General features: G+C 68.3%; 16 protein-coding genes. 7 read left to right on the top strand and 9 right to left on the bottom strand.

The annotated features are described in order from the left end of the window. Positions 1-36: 36 nt before the first annotated feature. Positions 37-1,740: a proline--tRNA ligase gene (locus D7T59_RS14950; protein ID WP_164137422.1), complete on the bottom strand. Its 1,704-nt coding sequence runs from the start codon at positions 1,738-1,740 to the stop codon at positions 37-39. 562 nt (positions 1,741-2,302) lie between these two features. Further along, the gene (locus tag D7T59_RS14945) at positions 2,303-2,677 is read right to left on the bottom strand and encodes a DUF4124 domain-containing protein (RefSeq protein ID WP_180851375.1); all 375 of its coding nucleotides are present in this window, start codon (positions 2,675-2,677) and stop codon (positions 2,303-2,305) included. 80 nt (positions 2,678-2,757) lie between these two features. Between D7T59_RS14945 and pssA the strand changes: the two genes are divergently transcribed. From pssA to rimI, 3 genes are read left to right on the top strand one after another with little or no spacing between them, the layout of a single operon-like run. Continuing rightward, positions 2,758-3,534 (top strand): CDP-diacylglycerol--serine O-phosphatidyltransferase, encoded by a 777-nt coding sequence (pssA, locus tag D7T59_RS14940; RefSeq protein WP_088024094.1) that lies wholly within the window; start codon positions 2,758-2,760, stop codon positions 3,532-3,534. Then, complete coding sequence (locus tag D7T59_RS14935; protein WP_164137420.1) at positions 3,531-4,040, top strand: hypothetical protein; 510 nt, start codon at positions 3,531-3,533, stop codon at positions 4,038-4,040. Before pssA ends, D7T59_RS14935 begins: the two co-directional genes overlap by 4 nt. Continuing rightward, the gene (rimI, locus tag D7T59_RS14930) at positions 4,037-4,534 is read left to right on the top strand and encodes a ribosomal protein S18-alanine N-acetyltransferase (RefSeq protein WP_099551394.1); all 498 of its coding nucleotides are present in this window, start codon (positions 4,037-4,039) and stop codon (positions 4,532-4,534) included. Before D7T59_RS14935 ends, rimI begins: the two co-directional genes overlap by 4 nt. Positions 4,535-4,570: 36 nt before the next feature. Here rimI and D7T59_RS14925 read toward each other — a convergent pair whose 3' ends face one another. From D7T59_RS14925 to D7T59_RS14905, 5 genes are all read right to left on the bottom strand, one after another. Further along, positions 4,571-5,392, bottom strand: a complete 822-nt coding sequence (locus tag D7T59_RS14925; protein ID WP_180851376.1) for an EamA family transporter — start codon at positions 5,390-5,392, stop codon at positions 4,571-4,573. 132 nt (positions 5,393-5,524) lie between these two features. After that, positions 5,525-8,353: a valine--tRNA ligase gene (locus tag D7T59_RS14920; protein ID WP_180851377.1), complete on the bottom strand. Its 2,829-nt coding sequence runs from the start codon at positions 8,351-8,353 to the stop codon at positions 5,525-5,527. Positions 8,354-8,386: 33 nt separating this feature from the next. Beyond that, positions 8,387-8,578 carry a YqaE/Pmp3 family membrane protein gene (locus D7T59_RS14915; protein WP_014035920.1) on the bottom strand — a complete coding sequence of 64 codons (192 nt, stop codon included), beginning with the start codon at positions 8,576-8,578 and terminating at the stop codon, positions 8,387-8,389. Positions 8,579-8,597: 19 nt separating this feature from the next. Next, positions 8,598-9,023 carry a DNA polymerase III subunit chi gene (locus tag D7T59_RS14910; RefSeq protein ID WP_005415211.1) on the bottom strand — a complete coding sequence of 142 codons (426 nt, stop codon included), beginning with the start codon at positions 9,021-9,023 and terminating at the stop codon, positions 8,598-8,600. Between the two features lie 82 nt (positions 9,024-9,105). Continuing rightward, positions 9,106-10,584 (bottom strand): leucyl aminopeptidase, encoded by a 1,479-nt coding sequence (locus D7T59_RS14905; protein WP_180851378.1) that lies wholly within the window; start codon positions 10,582-10,584, stop codon positions 9,106-9,108. A 104-nt stretch (positions 10,585-10,688) separates the two neighbouring features. On the opposite strand from D7T59_RS14905, the gene lptF reads away from it, so the two are divergent. Beyond that, positions 10,689-11,771: an LPS export ABC transporter permease LptF gene (gene lptF, locus D7T59_RS14900; protein WP_099551390.1), complete on the top strand. Its 1,083-nt coding sequence runs from the start codon at positions 10,689-10,691 to the stop codon at positions 11,769-11,771. Next, positions 11,768-12,874, top strand: coding sequence for an LPS export ABC transporter permease LptG (gene lptG, locus D7T59_RS14895; RefSeq protein WP_099551389.1), 1,107 nt, complete (start codon positions 11,768-11,770; stop codon positions 12,872-12,874). The genes lptF and lptG overlap by 4 nt, the downstream gene beginning before the upstream one ends. A 47-nt stretch (positions 12,875-12,921) precedes the next feature. Here lptG and D7T59_RS14890 read toward each other — a convergent pair whose 3' ends face one another. Further along, positions 12,922-13,413: an RDD family protein gene (locus tag D7T59_RS14890; RefSeq protein ID WP_180851379.1), complete on the bottom strand. Its 492-nt coding sequence runs from the start codon at positions 13,411-13,413 to the stop codon at positions 12,922-12,924. A 56-nt stretch (positions 13,414-13,469) separates the two neighbouring features. Between D7T59_RS14890 and xerD the strand changes: the two genes are divergently transcribed. Further along, positions 13,470-14,447, top strand: coding sequence for a site-specific tyrosine recombinase XerD (gene xerD, locus D7T59_RS14885; protein WP_164137413.1), 978 nt, complete (start codon positions 13,470-13,472; stop codon positions 14,445-14,447). Between the two features lie 100 nt (positions 14,448-14,547). Further along, positions 14,548-15,336, top strand: coding sequence for a DsbC family protein (locus tag D7T59_RS14880; RefSeq protein ID WP_180851382.1), 789 nt, complete (start codon positions 14,548-14,550; stop codon positions 15,334-15,336). A gap of 83 nt (positions 15,337-15,419) precedes the next feature. On the opposite strand, the gene D7T59_RS14875 is transcribed toward D7T59_RS14880, so the two are convergent. Continuing rightward, positions 15,420-17,519, bottom strand: a complete 2,100-nt coding sequence (locus D7T59_RS14875) for a glycosyl hydrolase family 18 protein (protein ID WP_164137411.1) — start codon at positions 17,517-17,519, stop codon at positions 15,420-15,422. Positions 17,520-17,835: the final 316 nt, after the last annotated feature.

The following is a 17,835-nucleotide window of genomic DNA, read 5'->3' as shown; positions in this document are numbered from 1 at the left end:
AAAAAAAGACCGGGGCATGCCCCGGTCTTTCTGCGATCAACCCTGCAGTCGCTGCAGCAGGGTGGCCTTGTCCAGGCTTTCCGCTTCGCTGGCGCGGCGCGAGCGGTACTCGTAGGTACCGGCGGCCAGGCCGCGCTCGCTCACCACCACGCGGTGCGGAATGCCGATCAGTTCCATGTCGGCGAACATCGCACCCGGGCGCAGGCCACGGTCGTCCAGCGCGGCATCGAGGCCGGCGTCGCGAAGTTCCTGCAGCAGGCTGGACGCTGCATCGGCGACGGCAGCGTCGCCCTTCGGGTTGATCACGCACACCACCACCTGCCACGGTGCCATCGCGTCCGGCCAGATGATGCCGGCATCGTCATGGTTCTGTTCGATCGCGGCAGCCACCACGCGCGAGATGCCGATGCCGTAGCAGCCCATCGCCATCACCGCAGCCTTGCCGTTCTCGTCCAGCACGGTGGCATCCAGCGCTTCGGCGTACTTGCGGCCGAGCTGGAAGACGTGGCCGACTTCAATGCCGCGGGCGATCTTCAGTTCGCCGCCGTCCAGCGCGCGGTCACCTGCACGCACGTTGCGGATGTCGGCCACTTCCGGTTCCGGCAGGTCACGGCCCCAGTTGACGCCGGCCAGATGGAAACCGGCCTCGTTGGCGCCGACGACGAAGTCGGACATCGCCGCCACTTCGCGGTCGGCGACCACGCGGATGGTCCTGGCCGGCGCGACCGGGCCGAGGAAGCCCGGCACGCTGCCCAGGTGATCGGCGATTTCCGCCTCGCTGGCGAAGCGCTGCTCGTCCAGGCCGGCGACCTTGGCCAGCTTGATCTCGTTGACCTCGTGGTCGCCGCGCACCAGCACCAGCACGAACTGCTGTGCTTCGCCTTCACCGGCGATCAGCGCCACCGACTTCACCGTGCGCTGCAGGTCGATGCCGAGCAGGGCGGCGACGTCCTCGCAGGTCTTCTGGGTGGGCGTGTCGACCTTGCGCATCGCTTCGCCGGCGGCCGCACGCGGCGCCGGATCGGCGGCAATCGCCGCTTCCATGTTCGCTGCGTAATCCGAACCGGTGGAGAACACCAGCGCGTCTTCGCCGGAATCGGCGATCACGTGGAATTCCTGCGAGGCATCGCCGCCGATCGCACCGGAGTCCGCCTGCACCATGCGGAAGTCCAGGCCGAGGCGGGTGAAGATGCGGCTGTAGGCCGACTTCATGTTCTCGTACTCGCGCACCAGGCACTCATCGTGCAGGTGGAACGAATAGGCGTCCTTCATCAGGAACTCGCGCGAACGCATCACACCGAAGCGCGGGCGGATCTCGTCGCGGAACTTGGTCTGCACCTGGTAGAAGTTCACCGGCAGCTGCTTGTAGCTGGACAGCTCGCTGCGCGCGAAGTCGCAGGCCGCTTCTTCGGCGGTCGGGCTGTAGCAGAACACCTGGTCCTTGCGGTCCTTGATCTTCAGCAGCTGCGGGCCGAACTTCTGCCAGCGACCGGTCTGCTCCCACAGTTCCTTCGGCTGGATGGTCGGGATCTGGAATTCCACGGCACCGGCACGGTCCATTTCCTCGCGCACGATGCGCTCGACCTTGCGCAGCACGCGCAGGCCCAGCGGCGACCAGGTGTACAGGCCCGATGCCAGCTTGCGGATCATGCCCGCACGCAGCATCAGCCGGTGGCTGGTGAGCTCGGCGTCGCTGGGGGTTTCCTTGGTGGTGTGCAGGTGGAACTGGGAGAGGCGCATCGTCGGCTTCGGATAACGGCAGAGACGCCTATTCTGCCAGCCCGGCCGGGGTGGGGGTACTGGCAGGGCTGCGCCCTGCACCCGCCTCATGCAACGTCAACAGCAACAGCAACAGCAACAGCGGGCTTCCTGTGGGATGGCGGGGTGGGTCCGGTTGCGGGAGACGCCGTAAACCCGTCCATGGGGGCTTGGCCGCGGCATCCATGCCGCGGACACTCCCGCAACCGGACCCACCCCGCCTTCGACAGTTTCCCGCGATCTGTTGGGCATGCCATCGAGGTCAGATCCGTTTTMCGCAGKAAAACGGATCTGACCCCGGATTCAATTCGATATCTGACAGATTTCATCCACGCATGGCGTGGATCTACCGGCCACCGGCCAACTGTCGAAGGCGGGGCACTGTGGGTTTGCGGGGTGTCCGCGGCATGGATGCCGCGGCCAAGCCCCCATGGACGGGTTTACGGCGTCCCCGCAAACCCACAGTGCCCCGCCATCCCACGGAATGCCGCATTTGACGTTGATGTTGCTTCGGCGGGTGCAGGGCGCAGCCCTGCCGATACCCTCACTCCGCCGGGCAGTACGCCTTGATGGCGGCTTCAGCCAATCCCCTCTGCGCGCTGCGCTGTTCCGCGGTCAATGCGGTATCGGCCTTGCCGTCGCCATTGGTGTCCTGCATCACCTGGCCGGAGCCTTCCAGCAGGGCCAGGTTGGCACGGGCGGTGCTGCACTGCTCCGGCACCGGCGCGGCCGGAGTCTCGGCGCTGGCCGCGGCCTGCGGGCTGCGGGCCTGCTCGCGGGTCTCGAACTTCTTGCCGGCCGGCGGGGTCTCCGAGTACTGGGTCACGCCATTGGCGTCCTTCCATTTATAGACCGGGCCGGCCACGGCGTTGGCACTGGCCAACAGCAGCAGGCATCCAAGGCAGGACAGGGCACGCATGGCAAACTCCATGGAATGGGCGTAGAACGCCGATTGCAGCATTGGCGCCGAGCACTGGCAAGTCGATTAAACTGGGTTCCATGGACCCGATCACACCGCCGCCGCGTTCGCGCACGATTTACCTGCTGCCCAACCTGTTCACCACCGCTGGCCTGTTCGCCGGCTTCTACGCGATCATCGCCGCGGCTAACGGGGATTTCGTCAACGCCAGCATCGCCGTGTTCGTGGCGGCGGTGATGGACGGCCTGGACGGGCGCGTGGCGCGCCTGACCGGTACCAGCAGCGAGTTCGGCGTCCAGTACGACTCGCTGGCCGACCTGGTCAGCTTCGGCATGGCCCCGGCGCTGGTGATGTACCACTGGTCGCTGTCGTGGCTGAAGTTCGACGACCCGTTGCTCGGGCGGGTCGGCTGGGCGGTGGCGTTCCTGTATGCCGCCTGCGCGGCACTGCGCCTGGCCCGTTTCAACACCCAGGTGGCGGTGGTCGACAAGCGCTGGTTCGTCGGCCTGGCCAGCCCGGCTGCCGCAGGCCTGATGATGTCCTTCGTGTGGGCCTTCGCCGATGGCAACCTGGGCTGGGACGGCAACCAGCTGCGCTACGTGGCGCTGGCGGTGACGATCGTCGCGGCGCTGCTGATGGTCAGCCGCATCCGCTTCTGGAGCTTCAAGGGCGGTGCCGCCAAGGGTACCCGTTCCGACCGTGTGCCATTCCTGGTGCTGGCCCTGGTGCCGGTGGCGATCGCCATCGCAGTCATTGATCTGCCGCGCGTGCTGTTCGCTGTGGGCATCCTGTACGCCTTGTCCGGCCCGGTGATGTGGGCCGTGCAGCGCCTGCGCAAGAAGCCCGAGGCCGCGTGAGCCAGGACCTGCCCGTGCTGTGGTCACCGGCCCAGCAGGCCTGGCTGCAGGCCATGGGCTACACCGTGTATCACGACGGCCAGCTGGCCGCCGAACTGGACGCCGCGCTGCAGTTGAGCGTGGCCGAAGCCGATGCGGCCGCAGCGGCTTCGGCCGAGCCGGTGCGGGCGGGTTCCGCCACCGCGCGGGACCGCCCTGCCGAAGCCGCACCCGCTCCTCACCAGGAACGCCCGGCACCGCCGCGTCGCGAGACCCCCGTCACCGCACCGGATACCGCGCCGGCACCGGTCCGTCCGCTGCCGGGTGGCAATGCACGGCAACCGGTGGTGCGGCTCCCGGATCGCCTGCAGATCGCACTGCTGCGTGCCTCCGGCTGCAATCCCAACGATCCCGCCACGCAGGCGCTGATGGACAGTTGGCCGCTGGACCAGCTGCGCCAGGATCCGGCTGCCAAGCGCGCGTTGTGGCCGCAGTTGCGTGCCCTGCGCAAGCGGGGCAGTGCATGAGCGCGGTCAGCCAGCCCGGCCCGGTCAGCCTGCGCGCATTGCGCGAGAGCGACCTCAATGCGGTGATGGCGATCGAAGTGCGTGGGTATCCGTTCCCATGGACCCGCGGCATTTTCGTTGATTGCCTGCGTGCCGGTTATCCCGGCCTGGCGATGGAGCGCGATGGCCAGCTGATCGGCTACGGCGTGCTCAGCATCGCCGCCGACGAGGCGCATGTACTGAACATCTGCATCGATCCGCTGGCGCAGTCGCGTGGGCTGGGTCGTCAACTGCTGCGCGCACTGGTGCAGCTGGCGGGCAACCGGGGTGCGCACCGCGTGTTCCTGGAAGTGCGGCCCTCCAACACGCCTGCACTGGCGCTGTACCACAGCGAAGGCTTCAACGAGATCGGCCGTCGTCCACGTTACTACCCGGCGGCACAGGGCCGCGAGGATGCGGTGGTGATGGCGATCGAGCTGGTCGACGGCGACCTGCAGGCGATGCCGCCGTTGTAACCGAGCAGGGTTCCCGGCCAGCGGCCGGCACTACCGTTACGCCAGCCGCAGGGCCAATACGCCGCAGACGATGAGCGCCGCCGCCATCCAGCGCGCACGCGGGATCCGCTCGCGCAGCACGACTACCGAGATCAGCAGCGCGAACAGGATCGATGATTCGCGCAGCGCCGAGACCATCGCCACCGGCGCCTGGGTCATCGCCCACAACGCCATCGCATAGGACGCCGTTGTGCCGACACCGCCCGCCAGGCCCTGGGGCCAGTGCCGGCGGGCATAGGCCAACACCGCGCCGCGCCGGGTGTACAGCGCCCACAGGGGCAGTGGAATGCCGGACAGCAGGAACAGCCACAGCGTGTAACCGAGCGCGCTGCCGGACTGGCGCGCACCCTGCGCATCGACCAGGGTGTAGGTGGCGATCATTGCCGCGGTCAGCAGTGGCAGGCGCAGCTGGCCGCCACGTGCACCCAATGCCATGCACAGGATGCCGGTGCTCACCAGCACCACGCCCAGCCACGCGGCAGGTGGCAGTTGCTCGCCCAGCAGGGTGCCGGCCAGCGCAACCAGGATCGGCGCGCTGCCACGCATCAGCGGATAGGCCAGGCTCATGTCGACCTGCTGGTAGCAGCGTGCCACCAGGCCGTAGTAGGTCACCTGCAGCAGCACGGATGCAGCCAGCCAGGGCCAGCTGTGCGCGGCCGGGAACGGCAGGAAGGGCAGCGCGGCCGCCGACAGCAGCGCGGCGCTGCCGGTAACCAGCACGGTGCCGAGGAACTTGTCCGGCCCGCGTTTGACGATCGCATTCCAGCTGGCGTGCAGGGCCGCAGCCGCGAGGACCAGCAGGAAGATGGAAAGAGGCATCGGGCGATGATGCCATGCGGGGAAATGGAAACGCCGGGCATTGCCCGGCGTTTCCGATTCCGCTTCGGTGGGGGCCAACGTTTTCCGCCGTGGTAGGTGCCAACCTGGGTTGGCACGCACCAGGGCGCGGCGTTACAGCTTCGCGCGCTGCTCGCGCAGGCCGGCCAGCTGGGTGTTCCAGTCGGCCAGTCGCACGCGTTCCTGCTCGACCACCGCCGGCGGCACCTTGTCGGTGAACTTGGCCAGCTTGGCCTCGCTCTTTTCCTTCTCCGCTTCGACGCGGGCGATTTCCTTGTCCAGGCGCACGCGCTCGGCGTCGAGATCGACAAGGCCTTCCAGCGGCACCAGCAGCTTCAGTTCACCAACGATTGCGGCGGCGGCCGGCGGCGCGCTTTCGCCTTCGGCCAGCCACTGGATGCTGTCCAGCTTCAGCAGGAACGACAGCGAGGCACTGAAGCGTTCGATGCGCACGCGGTCCTGCTCCAGCCCGGCCTGCAGGCGCAGTGGCACCAGCTTGGACGGGGCGACGTTCAGTTCGCTGCGCACGCGGCGCACCGCGCTGATCACCGCCTTCAGCCATTCCACGTCGGCCTCGGCCTGGGCGAAATCGCCTTCGAACTCGGCCGCGGTCGGGTACGGGCGCAGCGACAGCGTGGATTCGGCCAGGCCCAGGCGTGGGGCCAGCTGCTGCCACAGCTGTTCGGTGATGAACGGGGTCAGCGGGTGCAGCAGGCGCAGCAGCGCTTCCAGCACGTACAGCAGGGTGTGGCGGGTGCTTTCGGCGTCGGCGGCGTCGGCACCGTTCAGCGCCGGCTTGCTCAGTTCCAGGAACCAGTCGCAGAACGCGTTCCATGCGAACTCGTACAGGCACTGCGCCAGCAGGTCGAAGCGGTAGGCAGCGAAATGGCCCTGCGCTTCGGCGGTGGTGGCGGCCAGGCGCGAGAGGATCCAGCGCTCGGCATCGGTACGCGGCTTGGGCACGCCGCTGAACGCCGCGCCCTCGGTGTTCATCAGCGCGAAGCGGCTGGCATTCCACAGCTTGTTGCAGAAGTTCTTGTAGCCCTCGGCGCGGTTCATGTCGAACTTGATGTCGCGGCCGTGGGTGGCCAGCGCAGCGATGGTGAAGCGCAGCGCGTCGGCACCGTGGGCGGCGATGCCGTCCGGGAATTCCTTGCGGGTGGCCTTCTCGATCTTCTCCACCATCTTCGGCTGCATCAGGCCGCCGGTGCGCTTGGCGACCAGGTCGTCGATGGTGATGCCGTCGATGATGTCCAGCGGGTCGAGCACGTTGCCCTTGCTCTTGGACATCTTCTGGCCCTGGCCGTCGCGGATCAGGCCGGTGAAGTAGACGTCCTTGAACGGGATCTTCCCGACCAGGTTGTCGGTGGCCATGATCATGCGCGCCACCCAGAAGAAGATGATGTCGAAGCCGGTGATCAGCACCGACGACGGCAGGTAGCGATCAAAGCCACGCTCGGCCATCGCCTGCTCGTTCGGCCAGCCCAGGGTGGAGAACGGCCACAGCTGCGAGGAGAACCAGGTCTCCAGCACGTCGCTTTCCTGGTTCAGTACCACCTCGCTGCCGAGGTTGTTCTTGGCGCGCACTTCCTCTTCGCTGCGACCGACGTAGCAGCTGCCAGTGGCTTCGTCGAACCACGCCGGGATGCGGTGGCCCCACCACAGCTGGCGGCTGATGCACCAGTCCTGGATGTTGTTCATCCAGTGGCGGTAGGTGTTGATCCAGTTCGGCGGAACGAAGGCGATGGTTCCGTCTTCGACCAGTTCCAGGCCACGCTTGGCCAGGTTGTCCATCTTCACGAACCACTGGTCGGTCAGGTACGGCTCGATCACCTGGCCGGTGCGGTCGCCGCGCGGCACCTGCAGCTTGTGCGCCTTGGTCTCGACCAGGATGCCCAGGTCTTCCAGCTCGGCCAGCACCGCCTTGCGCGCGGCGTAGCGGTCCAGGCCCTGGAAGCGCTCCGGCGCGTTCTCGTTCAGCGCCGCCACCGGGGTGAACAGGTTGATCATCGGCAGGCTGTGGCGCACGCCCACTTCATAGTCGTTGAAATCGTGCGCCGGGGTGACCTTGACCACGCCGGTGCCGAACGCACGGTCCACGTAGTCATCGGCGATCACCGGCACGCGGCGGCCGGTCAATGGCAGCACCACGCTCTTGCCGATCAGGTGGGCGTAGCGCTCGTCTTCCGGGTGCACCATCACCGCGGTATCGCCCAGCAGGGTTTCCGGGCGGGTGGTGGCGACCACCAGGTAGTCGCGGGTTTCGCGCAGGGTTTCCACGCCGTCGGCATCGCGCTCGACGTGCTCGTAGCTGAGGCCTTCATCCAGGGTGTAGGCGATCGACCACAGGAAGCCGTCTTCCTCGGCGCTCTCCACTTCCAGGTCGGAAATGGCGGTCTTCAGCACCGGGTCCCAGTTGACCAGGCGCTGGCCGCGGTAGATCAGGCCCTGCTCGTACCAGCGCACGAAGGCTTCGTTGACCGCCGCCGACGGCTGCGGATCCATGGTGAAGGTGCTGCGCGACCAGTCGGCGGAGGTGCCGAGGCGGCGCATCTGGCGCTCGATGGTGTCACCGGACTGCTGCTTCCACTCCCAGACCTTGCCGATGAAGCCCTCGCGGCCCAGCGAATCGCGGGTCTCGCCCTTGCCTTCCAGCGCCAGGTTGCGGCTGACCACCATTTCGGTGGCGATGCCGGCGTGGTCGGTACCCACCTGCCACAGCGTGTCGTAGCCGCGCATGCGGTGGTAACGCACCAGCGCATCCATCAGCGTCTGCTGGAAGGCATGGCCCATGTGCAGGGTGCCGGTCACGTTCGGCGGCGGCAGCAGGATGGTGTACGGCTCGCCCGTGCCGGACGGCTTGAAGTGGCCGGCCTTCTCCCAGGCCTCGTAGAGGTCGGTCTCGAAGGACTTCGGGTCGTAGCTGGAGGCGAGTTGGGTCATGCGGGGGAACCGGTAATCAAGGCGGAAGGGAGATCAGCGCGACCCGAGGGCGCGCCGGATCTTCTGGTCGGTGTGGTACTGGCTGACCGCGTAGGCGGCCCAGATGGCGGCGGGCAGCCAGCCGATCAGGGTGATCTGCAGGATCAGGCAGACGATGCCGGCCAGCGGTCGGCCGATGGTGAAGAAGGACAGCCAGGGAAGAATCAGGGCGATCAGCAGGCGCATCAAGGGGTCCTCGCTGGGCTTACATGTCGTGCTTGTTCAGGTCGTACCCGGCGGCCTTGTACTGGCGCCAGCGCTCGCGCAGCGGTTCGCGCGCTTCCGGATCGGCCGGAACCACTTCCAGCACGCGCTCGCACTGGCCCAGCCAGGGCTCGTCGCGCAGGTTGATCACCAGTGGGCGCGCCGGTGCCTCGGTGCCGGGCACGGCGATCAGCACCAGGGCCTCTTCCTCGTCCATGTCTTCCCCGGCGATCTGGTGCGGGATGTAGGCATCGTTGTCGAACGCCCACAGCAGCTCGTCCAGTTCCTCGGCCTGGGCCTGGTCACGGGCCAGCACCAGGGTGAACAGCCCGGCGTCGTTGGCCTTGCGCGCCAGTTCGCAGACCAGGCGCAACGGCTCGGTCAGGAAGCGGGGCTTGGCGATCAGGTAGAAGTCGGCGCGGGGCATGGCAGGGTCCGGGTCAGGCAGGGGCCCGGCAGCGCCGGGCGAGGCCCTGGCCGGCGGAGGCCGGCCAGGGTCGGGTACGGCATCAGGCGCGGGCGACCTGGTCCAGCAGCCACTGGCTCAGCAGGCCGACCGGGCGGCCCGTGGCCATGCCACGCTTGCCTTCATCGCTGGCTACGCCGGCGATGTCCAGGTGCGCCCAGCGCTGGCCTTCGGCGAAGCGCGACAGGAAGCAGCCGGCGGTGATCGCGCCGGCCCAGCGGCCGCCGATGTTGTAGACGTCGGCGAAGCTCGAATCCAGCATCGGCTGGTATTCGTCCCACAGCGGCAGGCGCCAGGCGCGGTCGAACACGTGCTCGCCGGCGGCCAGCAGCTCGTTGGCCAGGTCGTCGTGCTTGCTCATGAGGCCGGCGGTCTGGTGGCCGAGGGCGACCATGCAGGCACCGGTCAGGGTGGCGACGTCGACCAGCGCGGCCGGCTCGAAGCGCTGCGCGTAGGTCAGCGCATCGCACAGGATCAGGCGGCCTTCGGCGTCGGTGTTGCCGACTTCGATGGTCTTGCCCGACATCGAGGTGATCACGTCGGACGGACGGTAGGCGTTGCCGTCGATGGCGTTCTCCACCGCGGGCACCACCACCACCAGGTTCAGCGGCAGCCTGGCCGTGACCGCAGCGACGAAGGTGCCGATGACGTTGGCGCCACCGCACATGTCGTACTTCATCTCTTCGATGCCGCCTTGGGTCTTCAGGTTGACGCCACCGGTATCGAAGGTGATGCCCTTGCCGACCAGCACGTACGGCTTGGCGTCGCCGCCACCGGACCACTTCAGCACCACCAGGCGCGGGCGGTTGGCCGAACCGCGGGCCACGGCCAGCAGCGAGCCCATGCCCAGCGCTTCCATCTGGTGCTCGTCGAGGATCTCGGCCTCGGCACCGTCGTGCTCACCGGCGAACTTCACGCCCACCTCGGCCAGGTAGGCCGGGGTGCAGTAGTTCGGCGGCAGGTTGCCCAGCTCGCGGGCGAACTCGACACCGGCGGCGATGGCCTGGCCCTGGGCCAGGGCCTGGGCGTCGTCACCGGCGATGGCCAGCTGGGCCAGGCCGGCGTCGTCGGCCTTCTTCTTGCCCAGCGTGGCGGTGTAGCGGTAGGCGGCGTGATCGGCGGCGATCACCGCCTGGCGGATCGCCCAGGCCGCGTCGCGGTCCTTGATGGCCACTTCGGACAGGGTGAACAGTGCGCTGCGGGTCGCGCCGGCCTTCAGCGCGCGCACGGCGTCGCCAACGGCCTTCAGGTACTGCGGCACACCGAAGCGGGCGGCGTCGCCGAGGCCGACCACCAGCACGCGCGGGGCGGACACGCCCGGCAGGTCGTGCAGCAGGGTGGTGGCGCCGGTCTTGCCGGACAGGTCGCCGCGCTGGGCCAGCGAGGCCAGGCGGCCGCCGCTGGCAGCATCCAGGGCCTGTGCGGCCGGGGTCAGGGTATGGTCGGCATACGCGCCGACCACCAGGCAATCAACGGTGGCGGCGGCCGGAGCAACGTGGTTCAGGGTGAATTCGAGGGCCATTGAGCAGATTCCATTGGCAAGTCCGTACAATCGCGGACCGTTTACGCCCAGACAGTAGACTGGGCGGCACCGCGAACGAACCCCAGAGTTTAAACCACCGCCCCATGTTGAAGCTCGACCGATACCTGCTGGGCGATTTCGTCCAGAGTTTCCTGGCTACCCTGATCGTCCTGCTGGTGGTCAGCGTGGGCGGCGTGCTGGTGGACATCCTCGGCAACATCGCCGACGGGCGCCTGCCGGCCAAGCTGCTGTTCTCCCAGCTGGGCCTGCAGTTCATCGCCTACCTGCCGCTGATCCTGCCGCTGGCGCTGATGCTGGGCCTGCTGCTGGCGGTGGCCCGCCTCTACCGCGACTCGGAAATGGCCGTCATCACGGCCATTGGCGTGGGCCCCAGGCGCCTGCTGCGGCCGCTGCTGATGCTGGTGGTGCCGGTGGTGCTGCTGGTCGGTGCCTGCTCGCTGTGGCTGGGCCCGTGGGCCGGCCGGGTGGCCGAGCAGATGATCATCGAGGCCAACCGCAGCGTGCTGATGGCGGGCCTGGAGCCGGGCCGGTTCACCCAGCTGCCCAATGGCGGCGTGGTCTACCTGTCCTCGATCTCGCCCGATGGTACCCAGCTGGGCCGGGTCTTCCTGCAGCGGCAGAAGGACGACCGCCTGGAAGTGGTGTCCGCCGCGGGGGGGCGCATGTTCTTCGAAGGCGCCCGCCAGCGCTTCCTGGAACTGGATGATGGCCACCAGGTGGAAGGACCGGTGGCCGGGGGGCTGGATTACCGTCTGGCCACCTTCGCCCGCAACGATGTGGCCCTGCCCGACGGTGCGCAGACCCGTACCGGGGATGATCCGGAACTGATGCCGACCACGCAGCTGTTCGGCGATGACCGCCCCGAGGCACAGGCACAGCTGCATCGCCGCCTTGCCCCGCCGTTGATCGCACTGGCGTTTGCGCTGCTGACCGTGCCGCTGGGCCGCAGTTCGCCGCGCCAGCAGCGCTACGGGCGGATGATGCTGGCGCTGATGGCCTACATGGTGGGCACCAACCTGATGTTCATCGGCAGTGGCTGGATCGCCAACGGCAAGATTCCGCCTGCGCTCGGCCTCTGGTGGCTGACCCTGCCGCTGCTGGCGCTGGCGATCTGGATGTATGCACGTGATGGCCGCCTGGGCCGCCCGAAGGGAGCCCGCGCATGAGGCTGCGCCCGATGCGTTTCGACCTGTATCTTGGCCAGTCGGTGTTCACCACGGTGCTGCTGACCTGGGCCGTGCTGGTGGGCCTGGACGTGGTGATGGCGTTCTCCGGCGAGTTCAAGGACATCGGCAAGAACGGCTACACCCTGGGGCATGCTGCCGCCTGGGTGCTGTACACGGTGCCACGCCGTGCCTACACCATGTTCCCCACCGCTGCGGTGATCGGTGCGCTGATGGGCCTGGGCCAGCTGGCCGCGACCTCCGAGCTGACCGCACTGCGTGCGCTGGGCCTGTCGCGCAAGCGCCTGAGCGTATCGGTGGCCATCGCGCTGTCGCTGCTGACTGCCGTGATGGTGCTCAGTGCCGAGACGCTGGGCCCCTGGGGCCAGGACCGGGCCGACGCGCTGAAGTCCAGTGCCAAATGGGGCCGCGACATCTCCACCACCCGTTATTCCGGCCTGTGGGCGCGCGAGGGCGATACCTTCCTCAGCGCCGCCGGTGGCGAGGAGCAGCTGGTGGGCGACAAGGGCACGCGGCTGATCCTGCGTGACGTGCGCCTGTATCGCATCGCCGAGGATGGTCGGATCGCCTCGCTGACCCATGCGGACACGGCCGAGCATGACCGTGACGGCTGGGTGCTGACCGGCGTGCGCCGCGATACCTTCGGGGAACGTTCGGCCACGCGCGAGGAAGTGGCGCGCGAGCCATGGAACTCCAAGCTGGACGCCGGCGCGCTGGCCACCGGCATCGCCAAGCCGCGCAACCTCAGCGTGGCCGAACTGCGCACCAGCATCGAGTACCGCGAGCGCAACGGTCTGGATGCGCGCGACTACGAAGATGTGTACTGGAGCCGCTGGTTCTACCCGGTGAACGTGCTGGCGCTGTGCCTGGCGGCGGTGCCGTTCGCGTTCGGCTCGCTGCGCAGTGGTGGCATGGGCAAGCGCCTGTTCCTGGGCATCCTGTTCGCGCTGGGCTTCTGGCTGCTGCAGCTGTTCTTCGGCCGCATGGCCGGCGCGCTGAAGTTCGATTACCGCATTGCCTACGCGTTGCCGCCGATCGTGATGCTGGCGGTATCGGGATTGCTGTTCCGGCGGAAATCGGGCTGATTCTGGTTGCTGTAGAGCCGAGCCTGTGCTCGGCTACAGACAGTGCTTCACCGCTTCGGCATCCGCACCAGGCGGGTGCCGCTGGCGCGATCGTGCCAGGTCAGCCGCTGGCGGTCGATCCACGCCCACCAGAATCCCAGGCCGCCCAGCAGCAGCGACAGCGTGCCCACCGCGAAACGCAGCCAAAGCTGTGCGCGGCGCAGGGGCGCGCCATCGCTCGATTCCAGCTTCAGCCGCCACGGCCGCATGCCCAGCGTCTGCCCGCCGCGCCGCCAGCTGGCCGTGGCATACCACCCCGTGATCAGCCAGCACACTGCCCACAGCAGCCACTGCCAGGCGCTGAACGGTGCGATGTTCTCGCGCTGGGCGTGGCCGCTGAAGGTGTAGGCAAGGGTGAACAGGGCGCCGGCCAGCATCCACAGCGCCAGCACCGGCAGCGCGTCGTAGACCATCGCCAGCACGCGCCACAGCAGCAATGCGCGGGGGCGGGGCAGCTCGGTCGCGGCCGCAGGGGCCGTATCAATGGCGGGGCGGGACATGCGCCGAGCATACGCAATGCTGGCCGCATCCGCAGTGGCCCTCGTATCCTGCACGCATGGCCTCTGTTTCCACCCCCGCCGAACGCCGCCAGCTGGTGCAGCAACTGCCGGAACTGCGCGCCGATGACAGTGTGCGCATCCAGCGTTTCCTCGATGCGATCTGGGCCGAGAACGGTCTGGCCCGCGCCACCCTCGACAGCTACCGGCGTGACCTGGAAGGGTTGGCACGCTGGATGGACGGGCGCGACGGTGGCCTGGCCGGCATCGAACGTCCGGGATTGTTCGACTACCTGGCCTGGCGCACCCGCCATGGCTGGTCGCCGCGCAGCAATGCCCGCCTGTTGTCGGCGTTGCGCGCGTTCTTCGCCGATGGCGTGCGCCGGGGCGACCGCAGCGAAGACCCCAGTGCGCTGCTTGACCCCCCCAAGCTGCCTCGGCTGCTGCCCAAGGCACTGGCCGAGAGCCAGATCGACGCGCTGCTGGCGGCACCGGATGTCGACAGCCCGCTGGGCCTGCGCGATCGCGCCATGCTGGAGCTGATGTATGCCGCCGGCCTGCGCGTGAGCGAACTGGTGCTGCTGCCCGCCACTGCCGTCAACCTGCGCCAGGGCGTGCTGCGGGTCACCGGCAAGGGCAGCAAGGAACGGCTGGTGCCGCTGGGGGAGGAATCGCAGCACTGGCTGGAGCGCTACCTGCAGCAGTCGCGGCCGCAGCTGGTCGGCAAGGGCAGGGTGCAGGCATTGGCGGATGGGCAGACGCCCCTGTTTGTCGAGCCCACGCTGCATGCGCTGACCCGCCAGGCGTTCTGGCACCTGGTCAAGCGCCATGCGCAGGTGGCAGGCATCGACCCGGCGCGGATCAGCCCGCATGGCCTGCGCCACAGCTTCGCGACTCACCTGCTCAATCGTGGCGCCGATCTGCGCGCGCTGCAGATGCTGCTTGGCCACAGCTCGTTGTCGACCACCCAGATCTACACCCTGGTAGCGCGCGAGCACCTGCAGAAACTCCACGCCCGGCATCATCCGCGCGGCTGAGCCATGGCCTGAACCCTGGCCCCGGGCGGTGCGCGGCGTCGCGGCCCGGTGCCGGTGGCTGTGTCAGAATCCGGGGTCTTCTTCTGTCGCGGACTGCTCCATGCTCCGATTTGCCATCGCCGCCGTGTTCGGTGCGCTCAGCCTGACCGCCTGCGCGCAGCCGGCCCCGCCAGCCGCCAAGGCGCCTGCTGCTGCCGCTGCTGCCAAGGCCGGCCCGGCCGCCAACGCGCCTGCCGACCAGGCCGTGCGCGCCGCGTTGATTGCCCTGAACCCCGGTTTCAAGGTGGACTACATCGGTGCCGCGCCGTTCCCCGGCTTCCGCGAGGTGGTGGTGTCCGGCCAGCTGCTGTACGTCTCCGACGACGGCCGCTACCTGTTCCAGTCGCAGCCGTACGACACCCGCGCCAAGGGCCCGGCCAACAGCGAAGGCCTGCTTGGCTACCGCCGTGATCTGCTGGCCAAGGCCAACCATGGCGACCGCATCGTGTTCGCCGCGCCGAACGCCAAGTACACCATCAGCGTGTTCACCGATATCGAGTGCGGTTACTGCCGCAAGCTGCACCAGGACATCGCCGAACTGAACCGCAACGGCATCTCCGTCGAGTACCTGGCGTTCCCTCGCATGGGCCTGGGCAGCAAGGACTACACCGACATGATCTCGGTCTGGTGTGCGGCCGATCGTCGCCAGGCGCTGACCAACGCCAAGCGCGGTGGCAGCGTGCCGGCCAAGAACTGCACCAACCCGGTGGCGATGCAGTACGCACTGGGCCAGCAGCTGGGCGTGAACGGCACGCCGGCGATCTTCGCCCCCGATGGCACCCAGCTGGGCGGCTACCTGCCGCCGGCGCAGCTGCGTGCGGCGCTGGACAAGTTGTCCGAGAAGCGTTGATCCGAACGCCGCCGGGCATGGCCCGGCGGATGCATCATTGCGAACGAGGCCGGGGGCGCGCAGTGCACCCCCGGCCTTTCTGCTTATTTCAGGCCATCACTGACCGCCTTGGTCAGCGTGCCCTGTGCATCGTCACCGCTGAACTCCCAGACGAACGCGCCGCCCAGGCCCTGGGTCTTCACGTAACCCATCTTGCGGGTGATGTTGGCCGGGGTGTCGAAGCTCCACAGCGTGCTGCCGTTGTAGATCCAGGTGGCTCCGGCGGTGTTGTCGGTGTAGCCCGGCCACGCCAGGTTCTTCAGCACCTTCCAGTCCTCGATGCCGGCTTCATACGTGCCCGGAGCGGCGCCACTGGCGGTCTGGTACAGGCCGTTGTTGGCGTTGGCCACGCCGGTCCAGCCACGCCCGTAGTAGCCGATGCCCAGGTTGAGCTTGGCGGCAGGCACACCGCGGCTGATGAAGGCCTCGATGGCGTCGTTGCTGTTGTACAGCTTCTGGTCGCCGGTGGACGGATCATTCGGCGAATCGAACAGCGCCGACTGGTGATTGGTCTTCGCATCCCACGCGCCGTGGAAGTCGTAGGTCATCACGTTGATGTAGTCCAGGTACGGGTGGTACGCGGCCGGGTCGGTGACGCGGATCTTGTCGATGCCGGCACCCACCGCCACCGTCAGCAACAGGCCCGGACGCACCGCATCGAGCTGGCGGCGGAACTCGGCCATCAGCGCGGTGAAGTTGGCGTTGTCTTCCGGCTTGCCGCATTCGATGCCGCAGGCCACCGGGTACTCCCAGTCGATGTCGATGCCGTCGAACACGCCCAGTGCGGCACCGGCGCCACCGGCACCGTCGGTCACCGGCAGGTTGCCCTTGATGTAGGCGTCGATGCACGAGGCGACGAAGGCCTGGCGGTTTTCCGGGCGCGCCGCGCTGGAGAAACCACGCGACCAGGTCCAGCCACCCAGCGAGATCAGCACCTTCATGCCCGGGTACTTGGCCTTGAGCTGCTTGAGCTGGTTCCAGTTGCCGCGCAGCGGCTGGTCCCAGGTATCGGCGCTGCCGCTGACACTCTCGGCGGCACTGAAGGCCTTGGTGTAATCGGCGAAGGCGTCGCCGCCGGCACCGCTGTTCGGATCCGATGGCTGGGTGATGCCCACTTCGCAACGGTTGTTGCGCACGTTGCCGAAGGCGTAGTTGATGTGGGTCAGGCGCGCGGCCGAGCCACTGCTGTCGATGTTCTTGACCCGGTAGTTGCGGCCGTAGATGCCCCACTGGGTGAAGTAGCCGATGACCCGCTTGCCGGTGGTGCCGCCGTCGCCGGCCAGCGTGGTGGCGCTGATCTCGGTGCCCTGGGCCGACGCGTTGCCGGCGTTGTCGCGGGCACGCACGCGGTAGCGATAGGTGGTGGAGGCAGTCAGCCCGCCATCGACGTAGCTGGCGCTGGACGGCGAACCGACCAGGCTGCCGTTGCGGTACACGTCGTAGCCGGCCACGCCGCTGCCACCGGTGTTGTCGGTGGACGGGCTCCAGCTGAGCGCGATGCTGTTGGCGGTACGCGTTCCCACTGCCAGCCCACCGGGCACGCTCGGTGCGGTGGTGTCGCCACCGGCGGCGTTGACGGTGATGGTGATGGTGGCCGTGCTGCTGGTGGCGTTGTTGTTGTCGGTGGCCACCGCGCGCAGGGTGTGGCTGCCGGCGCTGGCATTGGCCCAGCTGGCGGCGTACGGCGCACTGGTGGCCACGCCCAGCGTGCTGCCGTCGCGGAAGAACTCGACCTTGGCGACGCTGCCGTCCGGGTCGCTGGCGTTGGCGGTCACGTTGACCGTGCTGCCGGCGCTGAAGGTGGCGCCGTTGGCCGGCGAGGTCAGGCTGACCACCGGCGGCTGGTTGCTGCCGCTGCCATCGCAGGCACCGAGGTTGGTGTAGTAGGGCGCACCGGCCGGATGGTCCGGCGGCGCGTTCCAGATGTCCTGGTTCGCCCGATAGAGGACGCCTCCTTTCTGCAGGGTATCGCCGGCCCGGTAGATCTTGGCCTGGTCCCACTGGGCCACCCCGGCACAGCTGGCGGCCTGCGCCAGGCCGGGCAGGGCGGCGGTACCGGCGGCCAGGGCAAGCAGCCAGGCCAGGCGGCGGGGACGACAGCTTCGGGTCGCACGTTCGGCACTGCGCACAATCGGGTCGTACATGGGTAAGTCTCCGATCAAAGGGCGCGCGGGCCCCGATGGCGCCGCGCGTGACGCAGGTCCGGGCGTCGCCCGGGAAGGCGACGGAGGGGGCGGACGGAGGTACCTGGGAGGCCGGGGAGAGAGTCCGGCGCCAGGTGGGGACAACGTTGTCATCAATCGCGTGGTCAATCCGTGAGCAAGCGCATGGTTCGGGGATTCGGGCGGAAGGCGGCGCTGCGCGCGGTCGGCGGCCATCGGCGGAGCCCCTCGTGGCTGGGGTGGGTCGCTGAAAGCGGGTTTCTGAGGGTTGGCCGGGTGGGTGGGGTMAGGCGGGGGC

It is taken from the genome of Stenotrophomonas maltophilia, assembly GCF_013464915.1.
Taxonomy (GTDB): Bacteria; Pseudomonadota; Gammaproteobacteria; order Xanthomonadales; family Xanthomonadaceae; genus Stenotrophomonas; species Stenotrophomonas maltophilia_AT.
This window is presented reverse-complemented; position numbering and strand designations above follow the sequence as displayed.